At 68.1% G+C, this 26251-nt stretch carries 27 protein-coding genes; 6 read left to right on the top strand and 21 right to left on the bottom strand.

The window, feature by feature from the left end; genetic code table 11:
* Positions 1–420, bottom strand: a complete 420-nt coding sequence (locus tag AB5S17_RS13655; RefSeq protein ID WP_369240222.1) for a universal stress protein — start codon at positions 418–420, stop codon at positions 1–3.
* 260 nt (positions 421–680) lie between these two features.
* On the opposite strand from AB5S17_RS13655, the gene AB5S17_RS13650 reads away from it, so the two are divergent.
* On the top strand, positions 681–1169 hold the full coding sequence (locus AB5S17_RS13650; protein ID WP_369240220.1) for a PRC-barrel domain-containing protein: 489 nt from the start codon (positions 681–683) through the stop codon (positions 1167–1169).
* A gap of 57 nt (positions 1170–1226) precedes the next feature.
* Here the strand turns inward: AB5S17_RS13650 and AB5S17_RS13645 are convergent, their stop codons facing one another.
* A complete protein-coding gene (locus AB5S17_RS13645) occupies positions 1227–2108 on the bottom strand; it encodes a LysR family transcriptional regulator (RefSeq protein WP_369240218.1) in 882 nt (293 codons plus the stop codon).
* 123 nt (positions 2109–2231) lie between these two features.
* Between AB5S17_RS13645 and AB5S17_RS13640 the strand changes: the two genes are divergently transcribed.
* Positions 2232–3731, top strand: a complete 1500-nt coding sequence (locus AB5S17_RS13640) for a CoA-acylating methylmalonate-semialdehyde dehydrogenase (RefSeq protein WP_369240216.1) — start codon at positions 2232–2234, stop codon at positions 3729–3731.
* A gap of 6 nt (positions 3732–3737) precedes the next feature.
* Here AB5S17_RS13640 and AB5S17_RS13635 read toward each other — a convergent pair whose 3' ends face one another.
* The 12 genes from AB5S17_RS13635 to AB5S17_RS13580 form a co-directional block, all read right to left on the bottom strand.
* Positions 3738–4448 (bottom strand): ABC transporter ATP-binding protein, encoded by a 711-nt coding sequence (locus tag AB5S17_RS13635; RefSeq protein ID WP_369240214.1) that lies wholly within the window; start codon positions 4446–4448, stop codon positions 3738–3740.
* Positions 4445–5209, bottom strand: coding sequence for an ABC transporter ATP-binding protein (locus AB5S17_RS13630; protein WP_369240212.1), 765 nt, complete (start codon positions 5207–5209; stop codon positions 4445–4447). Before AB5S17_RS13630 ends, AB5S17_RS13635 begins: the two co-directional genes overlap by 4 nt.
* Positions 5206–6195 (bottom strand): branched-chain amino acid ABC transporter permease, encoded by a 990-nt coding sequence (locus tag AB5S17_RS13625; RefSeq protein WP_369240210.1) that lies wholly within the window; start codon positions 6193–6195, stop codon positions 5206–5208. Before AB5S17_RS13625 ends, AB5S17_RS13630 begins: the two co-directional genes overlap by 4 nt.
* Positions 6192–7061: a branched-chain amino acid ABC transporter permease gene (locus tag AB5S17_RS13620; protein ID WP_369240208.1), complete on the bottom strand. Its 870-nt coding sequence runs from the start codon at positions 7059–7061 to the stop codon at positions 6192–6194. Before AB5S17_RS13620 ends, AB5S17_RS13625 begins: the two co-directional genes overlap by 4 nt.
* Positions 7062–7167: 106 nt before the next feature.
* Positions 7168–8421 (bottom strand): ABC transporter substrate-binding protein, encoded by a 1254-nt coding sequence (locus AB5S17_RS13615; RefSeq protein WP_369240206.1) that lies wholly within the window; start codon positions 8419–8421, stop codon positions 7168–7170.
* A gap of 292 nt (positions 8422–8713) precedes the next feature.
* On the bottom strand, positions 8714–10354 hold the full coding sequence (locus AB5S17_RS13610; protein WP_369240204.1) for an OFA family MFS transporter: 1641 nt from the start codon (positions 10352–10354) through the stop codon (positions 8714–8716).
* A 229-nt stretch (positions 10355–10583) separates the two neighbouring features.
* Positions 10584–11765, bottom strand: a complete 1182-nt coding sequence (locus AB5S17_RS13605) for an OpgC family protein (protein ID WP_369240202.1) — start codon at positions 11763–11765, stop codon at positions 10584–10586.
* A 39-nt stretch (positions 11766–11804) separates the two neighbouring features.
* Positions 11805–13601, bottom strand: a complete 1797-nt coding sequence (mdoH, locus tag AB5S17_RS13600) for a glucans biosynthesis glucosyltransferase MdoH (protein ID WP_369240200.1) — start codon at positions 13599–13601, stop codon at positions 11805–11807.
* Between the two features lie 51 nt (positions 13602–13652).
* A complete protein-coding gene (locus AB5S17_RS13595) occupies positions 13653–13973 on the bottom strand; it encodes a hypothetical protein (RefSeq protein ID WP_369240198.1) in 321 nt (106 codons plus the stop codon).
* On the bottom strand, positions 13973–15595 hold the full coding sequence (locus tag AB5S17_RS13590) for a glucan biosynthesis protein (RefSeq protein ID WP_369240196.1): 1623 nt from the start codon (positions 15593–15595) through the stop codon (positions 13973–13975). Before AB5S17_RS13590 ends, AB5S17_RS13595 begins: the two co-directional genes overlap by 1 nt.
* A gap of 173 nt (positions 15596–15768) precedes the next feature.
* Positions 15769–16734 (bottom strand): aldose epimerase family protein, encoded by a 966-nt coding sequence (locus AB5S17_RS13585; RefSeq protein WP_369240194.1) that lies wholly within the window; start codon positions 16732–16734, stop codon positions 15769–15771.
* A 353-nt stretch (positions 16735–17087) separates the two neighbouring features.
* Positions 17088–17570, bottom strand: a complete 483-nt coding sequence (locus AB5S17_RS13580; RefSeq protein ID WP_369240192.1) for a MarR family winged helix-turn-helix transcriptional regulator — start codon at positions 17568–17570, stop codon at positions 17088–17090.
* Positions 17571–17815: 245 nt separating this feature from the next.
* Between AB5S17_RS13580 and AB5S17_RS13575 the strand changes: the two genes are divergently transcribed.
* Positions 17816–18229: a dihydrofolate reductase gene (locus AB5S17_RS13575; RefSeq protein ID WP_369240190.1), complete on the top strand. Its 414-nt coding sequence runs from the start codon at positions 17816–17818 to the stop codon at positions 18227–18229.
* 29 nt (positions 18230–18258) lie between these two features.
* Here the strand turns inward: AB5S17_RS13575 and AB5S17_RS13570 are convergent, their stop codons facing one another.
* Genes AB5S17_RS13570 through pabB form a run of 3 tightly spaced genes read right to left on the bottom strand, consistent with a single transcriptional unit; the run spans position 18259 to position 21084 of the window.
* The gene (locus tag AB5S17_RS13570) at positions 18259–19119 is read right to left on the bottom strand and encodes an aminotransferase class IV (protein WP_369240188.1); all 861 of its coding nucleotides are present in this window, start codon (positions 19117–19119) and stop codon (positions 18259–18261) included.
* Positions 19100–19699, bottom strand: a complete 600-nt coding sequence (locus AB5S17_RS13565; RefSeq protein ID WP_369240186.1) for an aminodeoxychorismate/anthranilate synthase component II — start codon at positions 19697–19699, stop codon at positions 19100–19102. Before AB5S17_RS13565 ends, AB5S17_RS13570 begins: the two co-directional genes overlap by 20 nt.
* Positions 19696–21084 carry an aminodeoxychorismate synthase component I gene (gene pabB / locus AB5S17_RS13560; RefSeq protein WP_369240184.1) on the bottom strand — a complete coding sequence of 463 codons (1389 nt, stop codon included), beginning with the start codon at positions 21082–21084 and terminating at the stop codon, positions 19696–19698. Before pabB ends, AB5S17_RS13565 begins: the two co-directional genes overlap by 4 nt.
* Positions 21085–21332: 248 nt before the next feature.
* Here pabB and AB5S17_RS13555 point away from each other — a divergent pair, with 248 nt between their 5' ends.
* Together AB5S17_RS13555 and AB5S17_RS13550 are read left to right on the top strand one after the other, a co-directional pair.
* Positions 21333–21623, top strand: coding sequence for a hypothetical protein (locus AB5S17_RS13555; protein WP_369240182.1), 291 nt, complete (start codon positions 21333–21335; stop codon positions 21621–21623).
* 92 nt (positions 21624–21715) lie between these two features.
* Entirely contained in the window at positions 21716–22621 is a 906-nt protein-coding gene (locus AB5S17_RS13550; protein ID WP_369240180.1) for a sugar kinase, read from the top strand.
* Between the two features lie 194 nt (positions 22622–22815).
* Here the strand turns inward: AB5S17_RS13550 and greA are convergent, their stop codons facing one another.
* The 4 genes from greA to hisB form a co-directional block, all read right to left on the bottom strand.
* Positions 22816–23295 (bottom strand): transcription elongation factor GreA, encoded by a 480-nt coding sequence (gene greA / locus AB5S17_RS13545; protein WP_369240178.1) that lies wholly within the window; start codon positions 23293–23295, stop codon positions 22816–22818.
* 177 nt (positions 23296–23472) lie between these two features.
* Complete coding sequence (gene hisH, locus AB5S17_RS13540; RefSeq protein ID WP_369240176.1) at positions 23473–24126, bottom strand: imidazole glycerol phosphate synthase subunit HisH; 654 nt, start codon at positions 24124–24126, stop codon at positions 23473–23475.
* 2 nt (positions 24127–24128) lie between these two features.
* Complete coding sequence (locus AB5S17_RS13535) at positions 24129–24608, bottom strand: DUF2628 domain-containing protein (protein ID WP_369240174.1); 480 nt, start codon at positions 24606–24608, stop codon at positions 24129–24131.
* Positions 24608–25216, bottom strand: coding sequence for an imidazoleglycerol-phosphate dehydratase HisB (hisB, locus tag AB5S17_RS13530; protein ID WP_369240172.1), 609 nt, complete (start codon positions 25214–25216; stop codon positions 24608–24610). The genes AB5S17_RS13535 and hisB overlap by 1 nt, the downstream gene beginning before the upstream one ends.
* 328 nt (positions 25217–25544) lie before the next feature.
* Between hisB and AB5S17_RS13525 the strand changes: the two genes are divergently transcribed.
* Positions 25545–26027, top strand: a complete 483-nt coding sequence (locus AB5S17_RS13525; RefSeq protein ID WP_369240170.1) for a cupin domain-containing protein — start codon at positions 25545–25547, stop codon at positions 26025–26027.
* Positions 26028–26251 lie beyond the last annotated feature (224 nt).

Raw genomic sequence — 26251 nt, 5'->3', positions numbered from 1 at the left:
TCAGCGCACGACGAGGACGCTGACATCCGCGTGCTGGGCGACCGTGCTCGCATGCGAGGCGAAGAAGTGGTCGGGAAAGCCCAGCCGGTGCGAGGCCATGACGACGAGGTCGGCTTCGATGTCCTCGACCGCGTGGAGCAGGGCATGGTTGAGGTCGACCGCGGCATCGTGGACGACGATGGACTTCGCCGCCGCCTCGATCCCGTGCCGGCTCGCCTCTTCGCCCGCGAAATGCCGCAGCTGGCGATCGAACTCCTCCGGCGTCTTCGCCACGGGGCCCGGCGTCGACATCGTCACGCCGACATAGGTGACGGACGCGCCGTAGAGGCGGGCGAGATCGGCGGCGGTCTTCAGCGCCTTGCCGAGCGTGTCGGTATGGGCGAGATCGACCGGCACCATGATCTTCCTGTACATCGTCATCCCCGTTTCGCTGACCATCCGTAAGATGATCGCGGCCGGCGCCTCTGGTCATTGATCCGCATCAACCATCCACGGAGCCGGCTCTGGCTGCAGGATCGTCCCGCGCGGGACCGGAAACCGTCTCGGCCGGAACTTTCCGCCGAAGCCGTGGTTCCGATCCCGCGGCGCCAAGGCGCCGGAGCGCCCGCTTCGGGTGGCCGTTCGACGCATCCGAATGCCAGCCGACCTGCCTCGCCTGTTCCCCACGAAGGAGACCCGCCGTGAAGCCGATCCTCGCAGCCGCAGCCCTTGTCCTCCTCGCCGGCCCGGCGCTCGCGCAGGGCACGCAGCCGGGGATTGCCACCGGCAATGCCACCTCGTCCTCGGCCGATCAGTCCGGCACGGCCGGCCAGTCCGGCCAAGCGGGAAGCGGCGCCGGCGGGTCGGCCTCCTCGGCGGCTCCCCGGGCCGACGTGCTGGTGCCGATCGGCAAGGACGACGTTCCGGTGCAGAGCCTCAACCTGATGGTCGGGCAGGTCGACAAGCTGCAGGTGATCGGCGCCGACGGGTCCGACCTCGGCGAGGTCCACAGCGTGCTCGGGGACCAGAACGGCCAGCCGAAGGCGATCACCATCGACGTCGGCGGCTTCCTCGGCATGGGCCAGAAGAACATCATCCTGATGCTGCCGGACGTGAAGCTCGACATGGGCAAGCTGCGCACGAACCTCACCAAGGAACAGGTCGAGAAGCTGCCCGACTTCAACGGCTGACGCGGGCGCACCGTCCCGCCGACCCGGCGCCGCCACCAGCCGCGCCGTCCCTCGGCGTCACCCGAACAACCCCCGCTCCGCCTCCACCAGTTCCCGGATAAAGTCCGCGGCGACCGCGATGCGGCGCACGTCGCGGGCGCTCTCGTGGTAGACCAGCCAGTAGGTCCGGCGGATCGTCGCCTCGGGCAGCAGGCGGACGAGGTCCGGGCGGCGGCTCGCCATGAAGGAATGCAGGATGCCGATGCCGGCGCCGGCGGCGACAGCCTCGGTCTGGCCGGTGGCGCTGGAGATCTCGGTCCCCGAGGGCCAGTCGGGGACGAGGTCGACGTAATAGGCGAGGCGCGGGCTGTAGAGAAGGTCGTCCACCGCGCCGACGAGGCGATGGCGCGCGAGGTCTCCGAGGCTTTCCGGGGCGCCGCGCTCGGCCACATAGCCGCGTGAGGCGTAGAGGCCGAGGGCGTAGTCGACGAGCTTGGCGGCGACGAGCCGGCCGGCCTCCGGCCGCTCCACGGTGATCGCGATATCGGCCTCGCGCCGCGAGATCGAGAATGCGCGCGGCACCGGCACCAGCTGCACCGTCAGCTGCGGATGGCGCTCCTGCAGGCGCCAGAGCCGCGGTGCGAGGAAGGCGGTGCCGAATCCGTCCGGCGCGCCGATCCGCACCGTCCCCGAGAGCGCGACGTCCGCGCCGCCGATCGCGGCGCGCGCGGCAAGCTGCGCCGCCTCCATCCGCTCGGCATGTTCCAGGAAGCTGCGGCCGGTCTCGGTCAGCTCGCAGCCGTTCGGCCGGCGGTGCAGGAGATGCGCGCCGAGCGCCGTCTCGAGCGCCGTCAGCCGCCGCCCGACCGTCGCATGGTTCAGTTCCAGCCGCCGTGCCGCCGCAAGAATCTGGCCGGCCCGGGCGACGGCGAGAAAAATCCGGATGTCGTCCCAGTTCATCAGATACGGCCAATCGAGCGTAGGAACGTCGATTTTCGCACAACGGATGCGCGTCGCAAGCCATTGGCATCTTTATTTCTGCGTAGCACAACGGACCGTCGGATCATTCGCGGAGGAGCGATCATGCAGGACATCGGTCATTTTATCGGCGGCAAGCGCGTTGCCGGCACCAGCGGGCGCTTCGCCGACGTCTTCAATCCGGCGACCGGCGAGGTGCAGGCGCGCGTCGCGCTGGCCTCGGGCGAGGAGCTGCGCGCGGCGGTCGAGAACGCCAGGGACGCGCAGCCGGCCTGGGCCGCGACCAATCCGCAGCGCCGCGCCCGCGTGATGATGAAGTTCGTCGAGCTTCTCAACCGCGACATGGACAAGCTCGCCGAAGCCCTGTCGAAGGAGCACGGCAAGACCTTCCCCGACGCCAAGGGCGACGTGCAGCGCGGCCTCGAGGTCGCCGAGTTCTGCATCGGCGCGCCGCAGATGATGAAGGGCGAATTCTCGGAAGGGGCCGGCCCCGGCATCGACATCTATTCGATCCGCCAGCCCCTCGGCGTCGTCGCGGGCATCACGCCGTTCAACTTCCCGGCGATGATCCCGATGTGGAAGTTCTGCCCGGCAATCGCCGCCGGCAACGCCTTCATCCTCAAGCCGTCCGAGCGCGACCCGACCGTGCCGCTGATGCTCGCCGAGCTGATGCTGGAGGCGGGCGCGCCGGCCGGCATCCTCAACGTCGTCAACGGCGACAAGGGCGCAGTGGACGCGATCCTCGACGATCCGGACATCCAGGCCATCGGCTTCGTCGGCTCGACGGCGATCGCGAAGTACATCTACGGCCGCGGCTGTTCCAACGGCAAGCGCGTCCAGTGCTTCGGCGGCGCCAAGAACCACATGATCATCATGCCGGACGCCGATATGGACAAGGCGGTCGACGCGCTGATCGGCGCCGGCTACGGCGCGGCGGGCGAGCGCTGCATGGCGGTCTCGGTGGCGGTTCCCGTCGGCGAGGAGACGGCGGACCGGCTGGTCGAGAAGCTGATCCCCAAGGTCGAGGCGCTGAAGATCGGCCCCTATACGGCCGGCGACGATGTCGACTTCGGCCCGCTGGTCACCCGCGAGGCGCAGAAGCGCGTCCTCAGCCTCGTCGACCGCGGCATCGAGGAGGGTGCGAAGCTCGTCGTCGACGGGCGCGGCTTCAAGATGCAGGGCTATGAGGACGGCTTCTTTGTCGGCGCCTGCCTGTTCGACCACGTGACCAAGGAGATGGACATCTACAAGACCGAGATCTTCGGACCGGTCCTCTCGGTCGCGCGGGCGAAGGATTACGAGACGGCGCTCGACCTGCCGATGAGCCACGAATACGGCAACGGCGTCGCGATCTTCACGAGAGACGGCGACGCCGCGCGCGACTTCGCGTCCCGCATCAACATCGGCATGGTCGGCGTCAACGTGCCGATCCCGGTGCCGCTCAGCTACTACACCTTCGGCGGCTGGAAGGCGTCGGGCTTCGGCGACCTCAACCAGCACGGCGCCGACGGCTTCCGCTTCTATACGCGCACGAAGACCGTCACCAGCCGCTGGCCCTCGGGCATCAAGGACGGGGCGGAGTTCTCGATCCCGACGATGAAGTAGGCCGGCTCAGGCGACGTGCCCCGCCCCGGCCAGCTGCTCCATGCGTGAGGTATCGGCGGCGAGCGCCGCGGCGGAGCCGTCATAGACCACTTCGCCATCCGACAGGGCATAGGCCCTGTCGGCCAGCCGCAGCGCCAGCTTGGCGTTCTGCTCCACGAGCAGGATCGACATGCCCTCGGCCTTCATCCGGCCGATCGTGCGCATCACCTCCTGCACGATCACCGGCGCGAGGCCCTGCGACGGCTCGTCGAGGATCAGGAGCTTGGGGTTGAGGAGCAGGGCGCGGGCGATCGCCAGCATCTCCTGCTCGCCGCCGGACAGCCGGCCGCCCTTGCTGTTGCGCCGTTCCGCCAGGCGGGGGAACAGGCCGTAGATGCTCTGGACCGTCCAGGGCCCGCTCGTCTCGCTCGGGACGAGCAGGTTCTCGTGGACGCTCATATGCCCGAAGATCTTGCGCCCCTCCGGCACGTAGCCCACCCCCGCTCCGGCGATGCGGAAGGAGGGCGCACGGACCATCTCCTTGCCGAAGAGCCGGATCGAGCCCTCGCGCGGACGGGTCAGCCCCATGATCGAGCGCATGGTCGTCGTCTTGCCGGCGCCGTTGCGGCCGAGCAGCGCGACGAGTTCTCCCTCGCCCACCTTCAGCGACACCCCGTGCAGGATGTGGCTCTTGCCGTAATAGGTCTGCAGGTTCTCGGCTTCGAGGACGAGGCTCATGCCGCGGTCTCCTCCAGCTCGGAGCCGAGATAGGCCGCCTGGACCCGAGGATTGGCGGCGATCTCGTCCGCAGTGCCCTCGGCCAGCATCGTGCCGTTGTCGAGCACCGTGATCCGGTCGGCGATGCCGAAGACGATCGCCATGTCGTGTTCGACGAACACGATGGTGATGCCCTGGTCCCCGTTCAGCCGGCGGATCAGGTCCGTCATGTGGTGGGTCTCCTCCTCGCCCATGCCGGCGGTCGGCTCGTCGAGGAGCAGGAGCCGCGGATGGCGCGACAGCGCGATGCCGATCTCGACGACGCGCTGGTCGCCATGGGACATCTCGCCGACGATCCGGTCGAGCTTGTTGCCGAGCCGCGTCACCGCGACGAGCTCCTCGACCTTCGCCTCCACCTCGGCGCGCGTGCGGCGCGAGATCCAGGGGCGCAGCTGCAGCCCCATAGCGGTTTCCACCGCCACGCGCAGGTTCTGATAGACGCTGAGGGAGAGGAACACCTGGGTGATCTGGAAGGTGCGGATGATGCCTCGCCGCACCAGCGTGTCGGGATTGACCGCGGTGATCGGCTGGCCGTCGAAGCGGATCTGGCCCTCGCTCGGAGGGAAGGAGCCGCTGATCAGGTTGAAGAGCGTCGTCTTGCCCGCACCGTTCGGGCCGATGATGGCGCGCAGCTCGCCTTCCTCGACCGTCAGCGAGATGTCGTCGAGCGCCTGGATCGCGCCGAATCTGCGTCCGACCTTGGTCAGTTCCAAGAGGCTCATGACCGCGTCCTCCCCTTCAGGAAGCCGAGCAGGCCGTCGGGGAAGAACAGGACGGCGAGCACGAAGATGAGGCCGATGAAGGTCATCCAGTTCTGCGTGGCCGAGGACAGGTAGTCCTGCGCGGCGACATAGATGATGGCGCCGAGGAACGGCCCCCAGAAGCTGCGCATGCCCCCGAGCACGCAGATCACCACGAAGGAGCCGGAGAGCTGCCAGCCGAGATTGTCCGGCGAGGCGAAGCTGGTCAGCAGCGCGTTGAGGCTGCCCGCCAGCGCCGCGATGAAGGTGGAGATCGCGAAGGCGGCCCAGATCTGCCGGTCCACCGCGACGCCCAGGAAGCGCAGCCGCATGGGGTTCTCGCGCGTCGCGACGAAGGTATGGCCCATCGGCGAGCGCAGGATCTGCCATACGATGAGCATCACCAGCGCGAAGAGGCCGAGGACGAGGTAGTAGAAGTTGGTCGCGCCGAGGTCGACCGTGGTCGAGCCGAAATGCAGCGGCACGCGCGAAAAGCCGGTCAGCCCGTCCTCGCCGCCGGTCAGCGAATTCCAGCGCACCGCGATGAAGTAGAACATCTGGCCGAAGGCGATGGTGATCATCGAGAAGTAGATGCCCTTGCGGCGCATCACCATCGGTCCGACGAGGATTCCGGCGAGGCCGCCGAGGAGCGTGCCGGCGAGGATCGCCAGCGGCAGCGAGTTGCTGACATGGATCAGGAACAGGCCGGTGCCGTAGGCGCCGAGGCCGAAATAGGCCGCGTGCCCGAAGGACAATCCGCCGGTATAGCCGAGGAGGAGGTTCAGCCCGGTCGCGACCATGGCATAGATCAGCACCCGCGAGGCGAGGTTCATGTAGCCGCCGAGCGCCGGCAGCCAGAGCGGCGCGAGCAGCAGCCCCAGCCAGATCAGCACCGCGGCGATCTCGCGCCCGCCGATCGTGCGGCGTGCGGGCATCGAGACGGCGGTCGTGTCGGTTGCGGTGTTCATTCGAAGAGCCCCTCCTGGCCGAGCAGCCCGCGCGGCCGGACGATCAGCACGATGGCCATGATGACGTAGATCACCACCTCCTGCGCGGCGGGGAAGAAGGCGGCGGTGACGCCGGAGGCGATGCCGATGATGAGGCCACCCAGCACCGATCCTGCCAGGCTCCCGACCCCGCCGACGATGATCGCGACGAAGGCCGGCATGATCAGCGAGGCGCCGATCGAGGGCGAGAGACCGAGCTGGCCGGCGGCGAGGATCCCGGCGATGCCGGCGAGGTAGATGCCGATGCCGAAGTTCGCCGCGCGCAGGAACAGGATGTTGACGCCGAGCGAGGAGATCGTCTCGAGATCGGCGTTGCCGGCGCGGATGCGGATGCCGATCCGGCTGTAGCGCAGCGCCGCGAACAGCGCGCCGGCGACCAGCACGGTGATCAGGATCAGCGCGATGCGGTAGCCGGTGAGGAAGAACATCGAGTTGCTGAGCGGCGCGTTCAGATAGCCGGGGATCGCGAAGGGCACGCCCACCGCGCCCCAGATCGTGCGGATCAGATCCTCCATGATCATCGCCAAACCGAAGGTCAGGAGCAGCGAGAACAGGGGATCGCGCCCGTAGAGAGGCCGGATGAGCAGGCGCTCGGTCGCGATGCCGAAGACGACGGCGAGGAGCGGCGCGAGAAACAGGCTGCCCCAGAAGCCGACATAGGGCTCGATGGTGAAGGCGAGATAGCCGCCCAGCGCCATGAAAGTGCCGTGGGCGAAGTTGATCACCCCGTTGAGGCCCAGGATGAGCGAGAGGCCGAGCGCCATCATCGCGTAGAAGATGCCGATGATTACCCCGTTGAAGAGGCTGTAGAAAAGCAGGAGTTCCACGGTGTCACGTCACGTCGTTCGCCGAAGCGCCAGGGGGAGGGGAACGGCGCGCGACAGGGAACCGGCGGGTCGGCCGGTTCCTTGCACGCGCCGTTCCAGCGTCTGCTCAGCTGGGATAGCTCATCTTGCAGCCGGCTTCGGCAGGCGACAGGGCGATCTTCTCGCCCGGCACCACGTCGGCGACCTGGAACATGTCGGGGTATTTGGCGTCCTTCTTGACGTAGCCGGGGAACATGTTGGCGATCATCTGATGATCGTCGGCCCGGTAGGTCGCCTTGCCCGGCTGCAGCGCCACCTCGGGCGGCAGTTCGAGTCCGGCGAGCGCCTTCGACACCTTCATCGCGTCGAGGGACTTCGCCTCGTTCGCCGCGAGGGCGATGGCATGGGCCGAGGCATAGCCGAACCAGGAGCGGGCGGTCGGCACCTTGCCGCCGGCGCGCTGCTTGTAGGCCTCGACGAACTCCTTCACGTGCGGGACGTTCGGCTGGTCCCAGTACCACTCGAAGGTCCACCAGCCCATCAGCGCCGACGGCGGCAGCGCCTCGAGCACCTCCAGCTCCTGCATCGCGCCGCCGACCGTCATCTTCTTGTCGAGACCGAACTGGACCGCCTGCTTGAGGAGGTTCACCAGGTCGTTGCCCGCCTGCAGGCAGATCAGCACGTCCGGATTGGCGGCCTGGGCGCGGATCAGGTAGGACGAGAAGTCGGTCGTGCCGAGCGGCGCCAGCGCGTTGCCCACGGACTGCCCGCCCGCCTTCTTCAGCTGCGCCTCGTAGTCGGTCTGCAGCGCGTGGCCGAAGGAGTAGTCCGGCGTGATGAAGAACCACTTCTTGCCGAACTTGTCGAACAGCGTCTGGAAGTCGCCGGCGGTCAGCATCCAGGTCGTCGAACAGGTGCGGAAGGTCGGCCAGCGGCACTTGGAACCGGTGACGTCGTCGGCATGTCCGCCGGAATCGATGAACAGCTTGTTGTTCTGCTCGGCGAACTGGCTGAGCGATTCCGACACCGCCGAACTGACCGAGCCGATCAGGAAGTCGACCTTCTGCTGGTCGACGAGCTTCTGCGCCTTGCTGACGGCGGGGCCGGGCAGGCCCTGGCTGTCCTCCGCGATCAGCTGGACGGGACGGCCGAGGATGCCACCCTTCTTGTTGATCTCGTCGACGGCCATGCTGGCGCCGCGCAGCTGGTTGCCGCCGAGCGCGGCATAGGTGCCGGTCTGCGGGTCGATCGCGCCGATCTTCACCGGCGTCTCGTCCGCGCCCCAGCTGATCTCGGGCATGATGATGGTCGACAAGCCGACGGCCGCGCCTGTCTTCAAAACCGACCGACGGCTGATCGGGCTGGTCATGTACCGGTTCATTGAGCATTCCTCCCTAACGATGTTGGGGGGATGTCTCCCAGTCAGTCGAGCCTCGGCGGCTGGCTGCCGGCGAAGCGGCAGTCGGTCTCTGAGGTTCCTCGCGGCCCATTTCGGCGCCGCACATCCCCCAACGGCACGTCACATGGATCGCGCCTGAATTCCGGCAAGAGGCTTCATCCCCAGCGTCAACCGGAGCGGGAAGCCGATCCTCCCGCCGCTGCCGGATGCGGCCGAAGAAGGAAAGGGGCGCCGCTCGGCGTCCCTCTCCGCTGGCGATTGCTCAGGCCCAGCGTCACAGCAGGGCCGCACCCTTGGCAAGGGCGATCCAGACGCCGATCAGGAAGGGCACGCCGATCGCGATCCAGAAGATGATCCCGACGATGCCGAACTTGCCCCGGGCCGCGGCCTGGGCCCCGGCCTCCGGCGTGTCTTCCTTCTGCAGAGCCCGTTCGCGCGCCAGCTCCTCGTCGGTCATGTAGTGCTTCTCGGCGACCGGCCGCACCAGCGCGTTGCAGATCAGGCCGAGGAAGAGAAGGCCGGCCATGATGTAGAGCGTGCGGTCGTAGACCAGCGCGTGCGGAACGCCGCTGTCCAGCTGGTACTGCCGGATGCTGGCGATGATCACCGGGCCGAGGACGCCGGCGACCGACCAGGCGGTGAGCAGGCGGCCGTGGATCGCGCCGACCATCTGGGTGCCGAAGATGTCGGCGAGATAGGCCGGCACCGTCGAGAAGCCGCCGCCATACATCGACAGGATGATGCAGATCGACAGGACGAACAGCGCCGGGATCAGGAGGTGGCCCCAGGTCGGCAGCAGCACGTAGAGGATGATGCCGAGGATGAAGAAGCAGAAATAGGTGTTCTTGCGCCCGATCTTGTCCGACAGCGAGGCCCAGAAGATACGGCCGAGGCTGTTGAACAGGCTGATCAGGCCGACCAGGCCCGCGGCGGCCGCGACGATCGCCGCCTTCTGCGCCTCGGGTGAGAGCCCGGCGCCGTCACCCCGGATCAGATGCGTGCCGAACACGTCCTGCAGCATCGGGCTGGCCATCGAGATGACGCCGATGCCGGCGGTCACGTTGAGGCAGAGGACCAGCCAGATCAGCCAGAACTGCGGCGTCTTCGTCGCTTCGTTCAGATGGACGTGGCGGTGGGTGATCATCGCCTTGCCGGTTTGCCGGGGCGGCGTGTAGCCCTCCGGATACCAGCCCACCGGCGGAACGCGGAAGCTGAAGGCGCCGATCGACATGACGACGAAGTAGATGATGCCGAGGATGATGAGCGCGGCGGCGGCATTCGGCTGTCCGGCGCTGCCGAAACGGCTCATCAGCCAAACGGCGAGCGGCGCGCCGATCATCGCACCGCCGCCATAGCCCATGATGGCGAAGCCGGTGGCGAGGCCGCGCCGGTCCGGGAACCACTTGATCAGCGTCGAGACCGGCGTGATGTAGCCGAGGCCCTGGCCGACGCCGCCGATGAGGCCGCAGCCGAGATAGAACAGCCAGAGCTGGTGGATCGACACGCCGATGCCGCCGATGACGAGGCCGCCGCCCCAGCAGAGCGCGGCGATGAAGCCGGCCTTGCGCGGGCCGGCATGTTCCAGCCAGCCGCCCCAGATCGCCGCCGCGATGCCCAGCACCGCGATGAAGGTCTCGAAGACATGCGTCTCGGCCGGGACGCTCCAGTTGCAGCTCGTCGTCGTCAGCTCGGCGAGAAAGCCGATGTTCTGGCACGCTGCCGGGTCCGCATTGGCCACCATGTGGCTCATCGGCAGCCAGAAAACCGAGAAGCCGTAGGCCATACCGATGCACAGATGGATGCACAGCGCCGCCGGTGGCACCATCCAGCGGTTGAAGCTCGGCTTGGCCACGGTCTGGCTGCGCGACAGCCAGCCGCCCCCCGAGCCAGAGCCTGATAATGTCGCAGTCGTCATGGCTTCCCCCCCATTCGACTCGCCTTGGCGAGTGACTCACCAAATTTAGAAGGTGAATCGGAGGTCTGCGCAAGAGGGAAATGCGTCAGGAGCGTGGCAGCGCCGCCTGTGTTCGTGCTGCGGCGCAATAGAACACTGTCTTCTGCCGCCGCAGCGCCTGAGGTCTTCGGCTACACTTCCCGAGACTGCGAAGTGCTGCAAATCGCCGCGCCTCGCGTCCCGTCTCTCGTCAAAGGCGCCGGATCGTCCGCCCGGCGAATGCCGGCGCGTGCGCGCCATAGGTCGCGGGAACCGGGCTCGTGCGTCCGGCTGTCGGCTGGATCTTCGCCTGCTTGGCCTTGTTCCACCATTCGAGATAGCGCGCGAGGGCGAACTGCAGCACGAGGCCCGAGCCGATCAGCAGCGTGTCCTCGAGGAAGTTCTGCGGCTTGCCGAACTTCAGCACCTGGCCGAACAGCGCCAGGATCGTGCCCATCGCGAAGACCGGCAGCGAATGGCGGCCGAGCATGGCGAAGAGATTGTCCTTCGAGATGTTGGAGAAGACCGAGGTCGGCGCGGCATTGGCGAAGATGTAGACGACCGCCAAGAGATGCAGGAGGCGCGGCAGGCTGACATAGGTCTTGTCGAAGCCGGCGATCATGACGGGCAGGTCGAGGCTACCCCACCAGGACCACAGATTGCAGCGGATCGTCAGGAACGCGAGGAAGGCATAGCCGATCGCGAGCGCCATCAGCCAGGGACGATAGGGCACCGCCCGGCCGAGTTTGATGCGGCGGAAGCCGCAGGTGAGGCCGATCGCGAACACCAGCTGCCAAGAGAAGGGATTGAAGAACCAGCCACCCGGCAGCGGATAGGCCGGCATGTCGATGTCGAAGCCTGCGGCGAGAAGCCACAGCGTCACCGAAGCGCCGAGCATCAGCCTGAGGTCGATGCGCGCGAGGAACAGGAGCGCCGGCAGCATCAGCAGCATCATCGTGTACATCGGCAGGATGTTCACATAGCCGAGCTGGTGCCCGAGCGTCGCGAGGCCGACCATCATCTGGACGGGCGTGTCGACGAAGGCGTCGAGGCCGATGGTGTGCAGGAGGTCGCCGCGGCCGAAGGCGAGCACGCCCCAGCAGAAGATCCCGAGCGCCACCAGCGTCAGCATCATCTGGACGAGATAGAGCGAGCCGGCGCGCCGCCAGGCCTTCAGGCTGGCAACGAGCCGCTGCCCGGCGACGAACTGCCGGCCGTAGGCATAGGCCGAGGCGAATCCGGCGAGAAAGACGAACAGCTCCGCCGCGTCGGAGAACCCGAAATTGCGCGAGGTGAAGTTCTCCCAGAGATTCCCGGGGATGTGGTTGATGAAGATCATCGACAGGGCGACGCCGCGCCAGAAATCGACGCGGTGATCGCGGCCTGTGGCCACGGGAGAATGTGCGACGGAGGACATGAGCGACTCGCGGCCTTAAGCAGGATCCGGCACGACGCTTGCATCCGAAATCGTGGCATTCTGAGGACCGGGCGTGCGATCCAGGGCTGCAAGACGCTGGCGCCAGACCGCGGCGTCCCGGATTACAAGCTCCGGGTCAGTCTCGAACGGCGTCGCGAACAGGCCGATCCGGCGGAACCAGTCGCCGAGCGCAGGACTGCCGCTCATGGTGATCAGCAGCGGCGCCGCCACCAGCGGGATCGCGATCGGCAGCGTCCAGGCGATGAGGTCCGGGGCGTATTCTTCCGTGGCGAACAGGACGATCGCGCCGGCGAGCACCATCCACCAGCTGGCGCGCCAGGCCGTCCCGAGCGGCAGGCTGCCGTCCTCGCGGTCGGTCGCCGGCCAGCCGGCATCGGCGCCGATCAGGATCTCGCCCACCGCCTTCGACTGGAACATCATCATCACCGGGGCGAGGATGCTCGTCATCACGAGTTCGGCCAGCGCTCCGGCGATCACGCGGCCGGAGCCGCCGAACTTGCCGCTGCGCCGCGTCAGTGCGCTGCCGAGCGTGATCAGCGTCTTCGGCAGGAGAAGCAGCACGAAGATGCCGAACAGGAGCAGCAGCGCCTTGTTGGTCTCCGGCCGCGGAAACACCGGGAATAGCGACCCGGCGGGGAAGTAGTTCGGTTCCGGCGCGAGTACCGGGTCGAGCAGGCTGACGATCAGGAACATCAGCCAGATCGGCGAGGCGACATAGGCCATGATGCCGGCGAGCAGCGAGATCCGGCTCCACAGCTTCAGGCCGGGCGCGACCACCAGGCGGCTGTGCTGCAGGTTCCCCTGGCACCAGCGCCGATCGCGCTTGGCATATTCGATGAGATTGGAGGGCGCTTCCTCGTAGGAGCCGCCGAGATCCGGGTCGACGCGCACCTTGTAGCCGGCCCGCGACAGAAGCGCCGCCTCGACGGAGTCGTGGCTGAGAATGTGGCCGCCGAAGGGCGGCTTTCCCTTGAGGTTCGGCAGTCCGCAGCAGGCGGCGAAGGCGCGCACGCGGATGATCGCGTTATGGCCCCAGAACGGTCCCTCGCGGCCCTGCAGCGCGGCGATGCCGCGCGAGAAGATCGGCGAGAACAAAGCGGCCGAAAACTGCAGCGCACGGCCGAACAGCGTGCGGCGCCCGATGATCAGCGGCTGCGTCTGGAGCAGGGCGAGTTCCGGGTCGGCGTCCATCCGGGCGACCATCTCGGACATCGTCTCCGGCCGCATCAGGCTGTCGGCGTCGAGGATCAGCATGTAGTCGTAGGCGCCGCCGCTCGTGGTGACGAAGTCGGCGATGTTGCCGGCCTTGCGGCCGACGTTCTTTTCGCGGTGGCGATAGTAGAGATGGCCGGCGACGCCGAGTTCCGACAACAGGATGTCGAAGGCCCGCCGTTCCTGCTCGACATTGGCCGGATTGGTCGAGTCGCTGAGGACGTGGAAATCGAACGGGGCGAGGCGGCCGGTCTTGCGCAGCCCCTCGATCATGGCCCCGACCCGCGCGATGACGGCGTGCGCGTCCTCGTTATAGACCGGGACGAGGACGGCGGTACGGCTGTCGCCCCGCCAGGAGGTCGGCATGCTGCGGGGCGCCCGGCTCCGCAGCACGATCCCGGCCAGCGCGGTGTTAAAGCCCCACGCAAGCCAGAAGCAGCACAACAGCAGCAGCGAGATCTGCAGGATGTGAAGATAGGTGACGCCGTTGACCGTCACGACGACGAAGAACAGCGCCGCCGCGATCACCGCCAGTACGATTGACGCCAAAGCGAAGACCAGTCGTTTGACCGCGATCACTCTTTGTCACACCTCACGTTCATCGCTCCGCACAGCAAGTGCTCTGCGGGATCAGCCGCGGCTCCACGACACGTTGATCGCGGGCAGCGTCAGCCAGCGGCGCTGCGAGCGGCCGGTCAGGCGCTGGGTCGGCATGGAAAGATGCGCGACCGGTGCCGGAACCGACAGGGTCTGCATCAGCGCCAAAGCCGCCTCGTCCCGCATGGTCGCCGCGGCGAGAATGCCTTCGGCCTCCGTCTCGGGACGCTGGCGCGCCCGCAGCCGCTGACGCAGCGCGTCGAGCAGCACGTCGTCGGAAAGATCCGGTCGCCCGATCAGGGCACCGGCGTTGATCTGGTCGCCGTCATGCGACATCGTGTTAGCCGTGTTCATCACTTCGTGCCTGTCCACTGATAAAGCCAAGTCTCGCTGACAATGCGCTGCAGCATGGAAAGTTTCACGCGCAGTTCAACGGCCTGGGAATCCTCACGCTCAAGTTCCAGCGACAGCCGCCAGCCTTTGTTCGGCAGGCGCGAGACCGCGCTGTTGACGAGCCTTGCATTCTTGGGAACGTCGATCAGGGGCTCGATGGTTGCATCGTCCGGCAAATTACTGATCGTGCCGCCTTCGAAATCGATCGCGAAGCGCCGGGTCTTGGTGGCGGCCGTCGCGTCCGCGGCGTTCCCGCCGACCCCGATATAAGTGCCGGAGACCTCCGCGAGAAGGTCGGGCAGGCTCGCGTCCAGGCCCCAGCGCATGCGGTAGCTGTGCTCCAGCGAACTGCCGGCGGCCGGCTTCGCGTCGGGCACCCAGAAGGCGACGATGTTGTCGTTCGCCTCGGAATCCGACGGGATCTCGACCAGCTCCACGACGCCCTTGCCCCAGTCGCCGATCGGCTCGATCAGCAGCGACGGGCGCAGGTCGTAGCGCGCCTCGGTGTCCTCGTAGTGCGAGAACATCCGGTCGCGCTGCAAGAGGCCGAAGGCGCGGGGATTGACCTCCTCGAAGTAGGACAGCGCCAGCGTCTTCGGATTGCGCAAGGGGCGCCAGAGCCGCTCGCCGTTGTCGCGATAGACGCACAGGCCGTCGCTGTCATGGACTTCCGGGCGGAAGTCGTCATGGGCGGGGCGGTCGTTCTCGCCGAAGAAATACATGCTCGTCAGAGGCGCGATGCCGAGCCGGGTGACCTCGCTGCGGAAGAACAGCCGGGTCTTCACCTCCATCACGGTCTCGTGGCCGGGCGTGATGGTGAAGAGATAGGCGCCGGTCAGGCTCTGGCTGTCGAGCTCGGCCATGATCCTGATCGTCTCGTCGCCCGGATCCGGCTGCTGGATGTAGAACGCGCTGAAACGCGGGAATTCTTCCGTGTCGGAGGTGGCCGTGTTGATCGCCAGGCCGCGCGCCGACAGACCATAGCGCGTGCCGGCGCCGAGCGCGCGGAAGTAGCTCGCGCCGAGGAAGGTCACCAGCTCGTCGAAATAGTCCGGCCGGTTCATCGGCGCGTGGATGCGGAATCCCGCCACGCCCGGCAGCTTCAGGCTCTGGAACTTGCTCGGATCGAGCGGCGGGCGGTACTCGAAGTCGGACGGGTCGAAATCGTGCCGGCTGTAGACGCCGTTCTGCCCGATGTAGATCGTCGTCGTGTCCTTGAAGATCCAGCCGGGATAGAACGCCTGCAGATGGAACTCGACGGGCTCGGCACGCCACAGCGCATGCTCCGGGCGGAAGCGGATGGCCCGGTGCTCGTCGTAGGAGAGGTTGAGGACCGCGTCGGGCAGCGTGGTGCCCGGCGCCTGGTAGGGCTTGCCGGCCCGATCCTTCATCAGGGCCGACAGCGCCTCGAAGTCGAACTTCTTGTCGGGCGAGCCGACCGTCGGTGTCTGTTGCGGCGGCTTGGAATCCTGCGCGGCGGCCGGCGAAACGCCGAATCCCCTGTCGGACAGGACTGTGGCGAGAGCGGTCGCCAGTCCAAGCTTCAGTGCAGTGCGGCGAGACGCGGAACGCTTGTCGGTCACGGGGAGATACAGTCGGGTTCGAGAAAGAGCCGGCCCTTATTTTATGCAGGATTCCGACATTTAAATAGCGGCCCGTGGGCTTTTAGGTGAAATTTAGCTCATGCCGGCCCGCGCTCCGCCGTGACTGCATCATGCCGCCCGGGCGAGCGGCTGTTGCAGTGCAATAATCCGGTTCAGAGGCGCGAGAAGCGATAGAGGCTGCGATGCCGGTAGGTCTCCCCGGGCCTCAGCACCGCTGAGGGGAAGTTCGCCCGGTTGGGCGCGTCCGGCCAGCCCTGGGGCTCCAGCGCGAGACCCCAGAAGGCCTCGATCGGCCGGCCGGCGAGGTCGCGGAACGTCCCGTCGAGCTTGGCGCCGTCATAGACCTGCAACCCCGGCTCCGTCGTCAGCAGTTCCATGGCGATGCGGCTTTGCCCGCTGGCGAGCCGGGCGGCCAGCCGCGGCTCTCCCGCCTTGGTATCCGCCAGGCAGAAATTGTGGTCGAGCGGCTGCGGGCGCTCGTCGAGCGAGCGTCCGGCGCGGTAGTCGAACAGCGTGTCGTCGACCGACAGGATGCGCCCGTCCGGCAGCGTGCCATCGTCGATCGGCAGGTAATGGTTCGCGGCGAGACCGAGCTGGTGCGACGTCACCGGGCCGGCGCCGGCGAGGTTGAAGTAGAGATGCGAGGAGAGGTTCACCACCGTCTCCCGGTCGCTCTCCGCCTGATAGCTGATCGCCAGCTCGTTGGCGTCGCCCGACAGCTGGAAATCGGCGGTGACGCGCAGGGTGCCGGGATAGTGCTCCTCGCCGTCGGCGGAGGTATAGGACAGGGTCACGCCGTCCGGCCGGCGCTCATCGACGCTCCAGAGCCGGGTCGAGAAGCCGCCGGGGCCGCCGTGGAGATGGTTGGGCGGGTCGTTGACGGCGAGATCGTAGGTCTGGCCGTCGACCACGAGATGGCCCTTGCCGATCCGGTTGGCGAAGCGGCCGACCGTCGCGCCGAAGTAGTCGCTGTTGCCCGGCCCGTAGAGCCCGAGGTCCTCGAGGCCGAGGACGACCGAATGCTCGACTCCCACCGGACGCAGCGCGCGGATCGACGCGCCCATCGGAAGGATCTCGGCCGACATGCCGCCGCTTTCGATCAGGATGGTCTCGGTCATGGCCGGAAAACTCCAAGGAGGCGAGGGAGTTCGTGGCGGCGGGGGCGGCCTGCGGCTGCGGAACTCGCGGAGGGCGAGCGACCTTCCCGGCCATCCCGCCCTATCCCTCTGTTCAAGCGGGACTTTCGCGAAGACTCTGCAAGGACGTCAGTCGACGGACCTCTATGAAGCCGGCAAACCGGAGTCAATTGCCGCAAGCGTCGATCGGCATCGGCGTGGTTAATCCGCGATATCCGCCGCGTTTCCGCCCCGCCGGATCGCCGTTCCTTCGCGGTGACCGGCGATCGATTCCGCCGCAAGTCCCGGCCGGACGTGCCCGGTCATGCTCCCGTTCGGCGTCCGCGCGCCGTGCGTCAGCGAAGGCGGCGCAGCCGCTGGGTCAGGAGGTCACCGGCCCGCACGAGCGAGCGGTCGAGCACCTCGACCTCTTCGTCGGACAGCGTGCTGGTCAGGTCGGTCTCGAGCCGGCGCCAGATCGACCGGACTTCCGCCTGCGCCTGCTCGCCGGCGGCGGTCAGCTGGACCATGGTGCGGCGCGCATCGCTGTTGCTCGCCGTGCGCCTGACCAGTCCCTTGTCGATCAGCCGGTCGAGCATCTTGGAGACGGTGGAGGGCCGGACCGCGAGCTGGTCGGCGAGGGTGGAGACGTTGACGGGGTTGTGGATGTCCAGCCGGTCGAGCAGCTGGTCCTGGCCTGGATGGAGGCCGGCCTCTGCAAGAAGCAGCGACAGAAAAGCCCGGGTGGATTTCGAGATCGACAGCAGGGACGGAACGATCAGCGGCGACTCCACGACGATGCTTGTTCTGCTGAGGGGTTCGATCGAGTTCGTATCCATGGCTGACTTATGAACTGTTCCCGCGAACGAATCTTTTAAGCAGTTTATCAATGCAACGGCCCCGGGCGGGTTCCTGCACCCGCAGGGGACGGCCGAGGACGCGGCGAAAGCGGGGTTTCGTGGGGCCTGAGCGGCCGGTCCGCTCCGCCGGTCCCTTGCCGACCCGCCCCCGTACGGCGCATGTACGCCCCCAGCGTCAGGGCCGGCCGCGGCGGCGGGTCGACATCGGATGAAGGAGTATCGGCATGGCGGATGTGCGGGTGATCTGCGCGATCGGACGGAGCGGACAGCTCGGACTCGATGGCGGCATGCCCTGGGAGGGACGGCCGGAGCGGGTCTTCACCGAGGATGTCGAGCGCTTCTTCGAGATCACCCGCGGCCACGTCCTCATCGCCGGGCCGAAGACGATCGCCTCCTTTCCCGACTTCGTCCGCAGCGACCGCACGCTCGTCGAGATCCATTCCTCGGACGATCCGGAGGAGGTGCTCGGCCGCTTTCCCGATCGCGTCGTCTATATCGGCGGCGGCCCGGCCGTGTGGGACGTCTATGCCAAATATGTCCGGCACTGGGACATCAACACCTTGCCCTATGACGGCGAGGCGGACACGTGGTTCGATCCGGCCTGGCTTCTCGCCGGCGGAACGTTCCGCCGCGGCTGAGGTGCGCGGAGGGCGGCGTCCGCCCTCCGCTACGCTGGAAGCCGTGCGCCGTGCTCGCGTGGATCGGTTCCGCACTCCGCAGCGAGGGCGGCGCAGAGGCCCTGCATCAGCGCGGCGACGCGGCGATCATCCGCGGGGCGGGGTCGGCCGACCAGGCATGCCGGCGCGATCAGCCTGAGGCTGTTGGTGACGAACAGCGGTCCCGCCGCCAGCCTTTCGCGCGAGACGGGTTCCTCGCGCGCGGACAATCCGAACAGGCCGGCATGGCCGAGGATCCAGCCGCGGATGATCCCGTCGAGCACGCCCTCTTCGAGCGGCGGCGTGATCAAGGCGTCGCCGTCGAGCAGGAACAGGTTGCCGAGCGCCGTGCAGACGGGCCGCCCGGCGCCATTGGCGAAGAGCGCTTCGTCGGCTCCCGCCTTTCGCGCGTCCCGATTGGCGAGAACAGCGTCGAGGTAGGCAAGTGATTTCAGCCGCGACAGCGGCGAGGTCTCGTTGCGGCGGATCGCGGTCTCGAAAAGCGTCAGCGGGGCGAACATCGCGGCCGGGGCAAGGGGCGCGGACGAGCCGAGGATCGTCGGCTGCGGCTGCGGCGGGCAGGAAAGGCCGCGCGGACCCGGACCGCGGGTGACGGTGAGGCGGATCGAGCCGCTGCCATGGCGCCCGGCGAGCGCGGCCACCGCAGCGTCGAGGTCCGCGCGCGCGACCGGGATCTCGAGCGTCCGGCAGGCCGCTACGAGGCGGTCGACATGCGCCTCTAGGCGGAAGACCCGGCCCCCGAGCACCAGGGCCGTGTCGAAGACGCCGTCGGCGAGCAGCAGGCCGCGGTCGTTCGCCGCGATCGCGCCCGCCGCGTCGACGAAGCGGCCGTTATGCCAGACGTCGGTCATGCCAGCGCCGCGCGAGCGTGAGGAAGTTCTCGAAGATCCTGGCGCCGTTCTCGGTCAGCACGGATTCGGGATGGAACTGCACGCCGAATGTCGGGTGCGCCCGGTGCGACAGCGCCATGATCTCGCCTTCGGCCGAGCGCGCATCGACCGCCAGCGCCTGCAGCATCTGCGGCGTCTCCTCGACGATCAGCGAGTGGTAGCGCCCGACGGCCGTTTCTTCCCGCAGTCCTTCGAACAGGCCGGTGCCGGTGTGTCGTACCCGGGAGGCGCGCCCGTGCATCGGCTTCAGCGCCCGCATGACGGTGCCGCCGAAGACCGCGCCGATCACCTGGTGGCCGAGGCAGACGCCGAGGATCGGCACCCGGCCGGACAGCGTTTGCACGAGGTCCAGCGAGATGCCGGCATCCTTGGGCGCGCAGGGGCCCGGCGAGACGACGATCGCCTCCGGCGACAGCGCCTCGACCTCCGCCAGGGTGATCCGGTCGTTGCGCGCGACCTTCGTCTCCGCTCCCAGCCGCTCGAGATAGCGCGCGACGTTGAAGACGAAGCTGTCGTAGTTGTCGAGGACGAGGATCGTCACGGCCGGTCGCCCTCGAAGGCGGCGAAGACCCGCATCGCCTTGGTGAAGGTCTCCTCGTATTCCGCCGCCGGATCGGAGAGGACGGTGATGCCGCCGCCGGCGGACAGCCGCGCCCGGCCCCTGGAAAAGCTGACGGTGCGGATGGCGATGTTGAGGTCCATCGACCCGTCGAAGCCGAAATAGCCGATCGACCCGCAATAGGCTCCGCGCGCGGTCCTCTCGATCTCGGTGATGATGTCCATCGCCCGGATTTTCGGTGCGCCGGTGATCGAGCCGCCGGGAAAGCTCGCCGCGACGAGATCCGTCGCCGTCATGCCACCGCGCAGCCGGCCGGTGACGACGGAGGTGAGGTGGTGGACCGCGGCATAGCTTTCGAGGCCGCAGAGCACCGGCACCTCGACGGAATCCGGCTCGCAGACGCGCGAGAGGTCGTTCCGCAGGAGATCGACGATCATCACGTTCTCGGCGCGGTCCTTGTCCGAGGCGAGGAGGGCCGCGGCGAGCGCCCGGTCCTGCGCCGAGTCGGCCGAACGTTTGGCGGTGCCCTTGATCGGGCGTGCCTCGACGGCGCGGCCCGCGAGCTTCAGGAAGCGCTCCGGCGAGGAGGAGGCGATCTGCAGGCCGGGATAGTCGAGATAGGCGCCGAAGGGTGCGGCGTTGGTCCGCCGGAGTTTCAGGTAGAGCGCGAACGGGTCGAAGCCTTCCGGCAGCGCGGCCGAGAAGGTCTGGGCGATGTTCGCCTGGAAGATGTCGCCGTCGAGGATGTATTCGCGCACCCGCTCGATCGCGGCGCGATAGTCGGCGGCGAGGAAGTTGGAGCGCCAGTCGAGTCCGGGCGAGGGAAGACCCGCATCCGCCTCGTGACGGGACGGTCGCGACAAGGCCTGCCGGAAGGCGCCGAGCCGCTCGCGGGCCCGGGCGAGCCGATCCGGCCCCTCCGCCGGATGGCCGGAGGCGATCAGGAAGGCGCGACGCTCCTGAAGGTCGAGCGCCAGCACCGTGTCGTAGAGGTTCAGCCGCAGGCTCGGCTCGGCCGGATCGAGATCCCCAGGCGATGCCAGCCGCTCCAGATGGTGGGCGAAATCGTAGCCGATGACGCCGATCGCACCGCCCTGGAACGGCGGCAGGCCGGGGAGGGTGTCGCAGCGGAAGCGATCGAGGACGGAGCCGAGCGCCGTCAGCGGCGGGCCCGGCAGGCGGTTGCCGTCCAGCAGGGCGCCGTCCGCGTTCACCGTGAAGGTGGCAAACGGGTCGGCCGCGACGAAGGCGTAGCGGCCGAGCGTCTCGTGGCGCATGGCGCTGTCGAGGAGGGCGAGGCCGCCGAGCGGCCGCAGCCGCGCCGCCGCGACCTCCGGCGCCAGGAAGGGAATCTCGTCGCTGAGCATGGATGGCAGATGGGCAGAAACCGCTCCCGCCGTCAAACCCGTCGAAGTCGCCTTCGCCGGCTATGCGATCGCCGCCCGCGCAGCGGGAACGGCCGTGCCAGGCGGATGGTTATAGGCCTCGAACGATTGCGCTTTCGCCACCGGAAAGGACGCGGTTCGAACAAGCCTCGGTGATCGCCGATGGCCGCCTGGTCCATCCGTCTATCTCAGCGTCAGCCCGGTTCATCCGATCGATGGAGACTTTCCCGATGCGTTCCATGGTTCTCGCCGCCTGTGGGCTGCTTCTGGCCGGCCTTGCCGGCTGCCAGAGCGACGCGCCCTATGCCAACGGCTCGCCCTTCTACGATGCGACCATTTCCGCCAATCCCTATCCCCGGGGGTCGGAAGCGTTCTGCCAGCAATATGCCCGCCAGACGGCCGCCAACTACTATGACGGCCAGTCCGACCCCGGCGACAGCTTCGGCGCCCAGGTCTTCACCGAGCAGCGCGCGCGGACGCAGGGCGATGCCGCCTATCGGCGCTGCCGCGCCCGCCGCTGATCACGGGCGCGGCTGATCACTGGCTAAGAAGCGGCGGCCTCTGCTAACGGTCGGGCGAATCGTCCGTTTGCGTCAGCCGAGGATCCGACCGCATGAACGAAGCCCAGAGAAGCGCGATCGTCTCGATCGGCGAGTGCATGGTCGAATTGTCCTCGGTCGGCGACGGGCTCTACCGGCGCGGCTTCGCCGGCGACACGTTCAACACCGCCTGGTATCTCGCCAAGGCCCTGCCGGCCGACTGGCGCGTCGCCTACCTCTCCGCGCTCGGCACCGATCCGATCTCCGACGAGATGCTGGCCTTCTTCGAGCGGTCGAACATCGGGACGGAGCCGGTGCGGCGCCTGCCCGGCGCGATGCCCGGCCTCTACATGATCCATCTCGACAATGGCGAGCGCAGCTTCTCCTACTGGCGCGACACGTCGGCGGCAAAGCGCCTCGCCGCGGACGAGGACCATCTCTCGGCCGTCTTCGCCGCCGGCAACGCCTTCTACTTCTCCGGCATCACGCTCGCCATCCTGCCCGAGGCCGACCGGGCACGGCTCCTGCGGCATCTGGCTGCCGCCAAGGCGGCCGGCCGGCCGGTCGCCTTCGATCCGAACCTGCGACCGCGCCTGTGGCCGGATACCGCGGCCATGTGCGCCGCGGTCGAGGCGGCGGCGGCGGTCGCGACGATCTGCCTGCCGAGCTTTGCCGACGAGGCGGCGGCTTTCGGCGATGCGTCCGCCGATCGCACGGCGGCGCGCTACCACGGGCTCGGCGTGCGCGAGGTGGTGGTCAAGGACGCCGCGGGCCCGGCGCATGTCTCGGACGTCGACGGCGAGGTCACCGTCGCCGCGAGCCCGGTCGAAACGGTCGTCGATTCCACTGGCGCGGGCGACAGCTTCAACGCGGCCTATCTCGCCGCCCGTCTGGCGGGCGAGAGTCCGAAGGCGGCGGCGGCGAAGGGCCATGCGCTCGCCGCCCGCGTCGTCTGCGCCTATGGTGCGCTGGTGCCGTAGCGGATCGAATGGCGGCGCGTCCTGCTTCGGGCGGACCTGAACCGGCGAGCCCTGCCAGCGGCTCCTGCAGCTTTCCCACATGCCCCCTGCGAGGACATGGATCGAGCGGCACCCGAGCCCGCTCGGGCCTCGTCACTTCGGGCTTTCCGCTTGGCGTGCCCGTCTCGGAAGGGGCACGATAGCCCGGTCGCGTCTCAGCCTGCCTCCTCGGCTGTGATCGAGACGATCTCCGCCTCGTTCGGACCCGCGCGCACGATATCGCCTTCTTCCTTGCCGACGAGCTGCCGCGCCAGGGGCGAGAGGTAGGAGATCAGGCCGCGGGTCGGGTCGGCTTCGTCGATCCCGACGATCCGATAGCTCTGCACCTGTCCGTCGGGTCGCCTGACCGCCACGCGATGGCCGAACTGGACGACGTCGGTGCCGGCCTGTGGCACCGTCAGCTGAGCCGTCGAGCGGCGCGCCCGCCAGTAGCGCAGGTCGCGGTTGATCATCGCGACGGCGATCTTGTCGTTTGCGGAACGCGCCGTCTCGAGCGCCGCCTCGTTGGCCGCAATCTCCGCGTCGAGCCGGGCCAGGCCGCTTGGGGTGACGAAGTTCGGATCGGTTCCCAGATCGCGTTCCGGCAGGGCCTCGACCTGGTCCTCGTTCGGCTCCTTGACGAATGCGACGCTCATCGCTCGTTCCGCTCCTCCTGCAGGCTCGTGGGGCGCGCAGCCCACAACCGTTCATATAGGGAGAGCAGCCGGCAGCCAAAACCGGGCGTGGCTCCGGTCGATCGGAAGGCCGGCTCGGGACCGGATGCCGCCGCGCGTGGAATGACCGCAGAGGCGGCGGCATCCGACAAGGCTTGGCTACGGGGTCCACCCCAGGAAGTTCGCCAGCAGCTTGAGCCCCAGCGTCTGGCTCTTTTCCGGGTGGAACTGCGTGCCGGCCTTGTTGCCGTTCGCGACGATCGCCGTGACGCTGCCACCATAGTCGACGGTCGCGACGACATCCTCCGGATTCGTCGCGACGAGGTGGTAGGAGTGGACGAAATAGGCGTGCAGGCCGGTCTCGCCGGTCGGGATCCCGGCGAGCAGCGGGTGCTCGCGCCGCACCTCGATCGTGTTCCAGCCGATCTGCGGCACCTTCAGTGCCGGGTCCGAGGGAACGATCTTCGTCACGTCGCCGGGGATCCAGCCGAAGCCCGGCGTCACCGTCTTTTCCAGCCCGCGCGAGGACATCAGCTGCATGCCGACGCAGATGCCGAGGAAGGGCCGGCCGGCGGTCTCCACCGCCTCGCGCAATGCCTCTTCCAGACCGGGCACGGCGCCGAGGCCGGCGCGGCAGTCGGCATAGGCGCCGACGCCGGGGAGGATCACCCGGTCGGCGCGGCGCACGGTCTCCGGATCGCCGGTCAGCCTCACCGAAGCGTCGGCGCCGCTCTCGCGGATCGCGCGCTCGACCGCCTTCAGCGCCGAGTGGAGATTGCCGGACCCGTAGTCGATGATGGCAATGGTCTGCATCGTCACTCGGCCGGGCTGATGCCGAGGAACTGGTCGTTCCCCGCGCGCGGTTCGGTTCGGCTCGGCGAGTACCACGGCGCCGGCTTCTGCTGCGGCGGCAGACGCGGCGGCTCGGCCGGGCGGTTGTAGTAGAGCAGTTCGGCCTCGGTGCGCCCCGAGGCCTGGAACGCCGCGGCGACGCGCCAGCCGCGCCGCCTCAGGTGCCGGGCCCGCAGCATCGGCCCTTCCAGCGCAACATAGATGCCGAGGAGCAGCGACAGGATCGCGGCGGTGACGCCGAGGCCGTCGATCTCGGCGAAGATGCCGATGCAGAGCGCCAGCGCCAGCACGATCAGCCCGGCATTCCACAGACCGTAGCGGAACAGCCAGAGGAAGGTGAAGAAAAACGCCCAGATCGAGAAGCGGTCGCGCACGAACAGCGCCCGCGAACTCCGGCCCGGCTCTTCCGGAGGCTCCAGGACGACGTGGCGGACGAGGCTCATCAGGCCAGCATCCCCTTGGTCGAGGGAACGAGGTCGGCCTGGCGCGGATCGATCGCCACGGCGTCCCCGAGAACCCGCGCCACCGCCTTGAAGCAGGTCTCGGCGATATGGTGCGAGTTGGAGCCGTAGAGATTCGTCACATGCAGCGTCAGCCCCGCGTTCTGGGCGAGCGCCTGGAAGAATTCCTGCACCAGTTCGGTGTCGAAGCTGCCGATCTTGTGCCGGGCGAACTCGACCTGGAAGACCAGGAACGGCCGGCCCGAGACGTCGATCGCCGCGCGGGTCAGGCACTCGTCCATGGCGAGGTCGAGGGAAGCGTAGCGGCGGATGCCGCGCCGCTCGCCCAGCGCCTGGCGGATCGCCTGGCCGAGCGCGATGCCGGTGTCCTCGACCGTGTGGTGGTCGTCGATGTGGAGATCGCCGTTCGTCTTGATCTCCATATCGATCAAGGAATGGCGCGAGAGCTGTTCGAGCATGTGGTCGAAGAAGCCGACGCCGGTCTCGATCGTCGACCGCCCGGTGCCGTCGAGGTCGACGCGCACCCGGATCTCGGTCTCCTTGGTCTTTCTCTCGACGACGCCGTCGCGCCGACCGGCAGTCACCGCCATGATTGCCCAAGCTCCCTCATCTTCTGCGGCTTCTAGCATCCGAGTCTGGCCCGGACCATACCAGAGGAGCGGCCCCGTCGCCTTCCGCGTTCCGGCTGCCATCGGCGCTGTTTCGACACGCCCGGACCCGCCCCTGTGGAGACTGCGCCGCCGGATTGGACGTAGCGGGTTCGGCCGGTGATCCGATTTCCTCTTTCCGGCCACCGCGTCGGCCGAAAGGAGGATCGTCCGCCGGGACGGCCGCACTTGGCCTCGGGCCGACGATCCGGCATCCTGCCGCCGCTGCAGGATGATGCGCGTCGTCGGTCGGCGCGGGGAGGAACAGTCGATGAGCAACGGTCACGAGCATGGCGAGCCGCGCTGGAAGCACGACGGCGTCCGGGTCATCAAGGGCGACCAGCTCGACGACCGCACGGCGCAGACGCCGGGCATGTACCGCCAGGCGGCGATCAACCATGCCCGGGTCGGGGCGCAGAAGATCTGGGCCGGGACCGTGAGCATCGCGCCCGACGCCAAGACCGGCGTCCACCACCACGGCGAACTCGAAAGCGTCATCTACGTGCTGCGCGGCCGGGCCCGCATGCGCTGGGGCGAGCGGCTCGAATATGTCGCCGAGGCGGGGCCGGGCGACTTCATCTTCGTGCCGCCTTTCGTGCCGCATCAGGAGATCAACGCCGATCCCGGCGAGACGCTGGAATGCGTCCTGATGCGCTCCGACAACGAGGCGGTGGTGGTCAACATCACCGACGTCGAGCCGGTCGAGAAGCCGGAAGAGGTGTACTGGGTGGACCCGATCCACAAGCACCCCTGAACCGCCCGGCGGGCCGTCCGCATCCGACGCGCCTGCCGGCCCCGGCGCCGAGCGCCACGAGCTCGACGTTCGCGAGCTCGCACGCGTCTGCGCTGCGGGGACGCGCCCGCGGGCGTCGGGCTTTGCCGGGCCAGGAGCGAACATAGCCGGCTAACCATAAGGCCGGCTGGTCGGTTCCTGAGACCGAAAAATTAGCTCCGGACTTTCCACGCTTTGTCCTATGG

The sequence above is a fragment of the Jiella sp. M17.18 genome, from assembly GCF_041027365.1.
GTDB lineage: Bacteria > Pseudomonadota > Alphaproteobacteria > Rhizobiales > Rhizobiaceae > VKMB-3413.
Note: the sequence above shows the minus strand (reverse complement) of the source record. Positions and strands in the feature narration are given on the sequence as shown.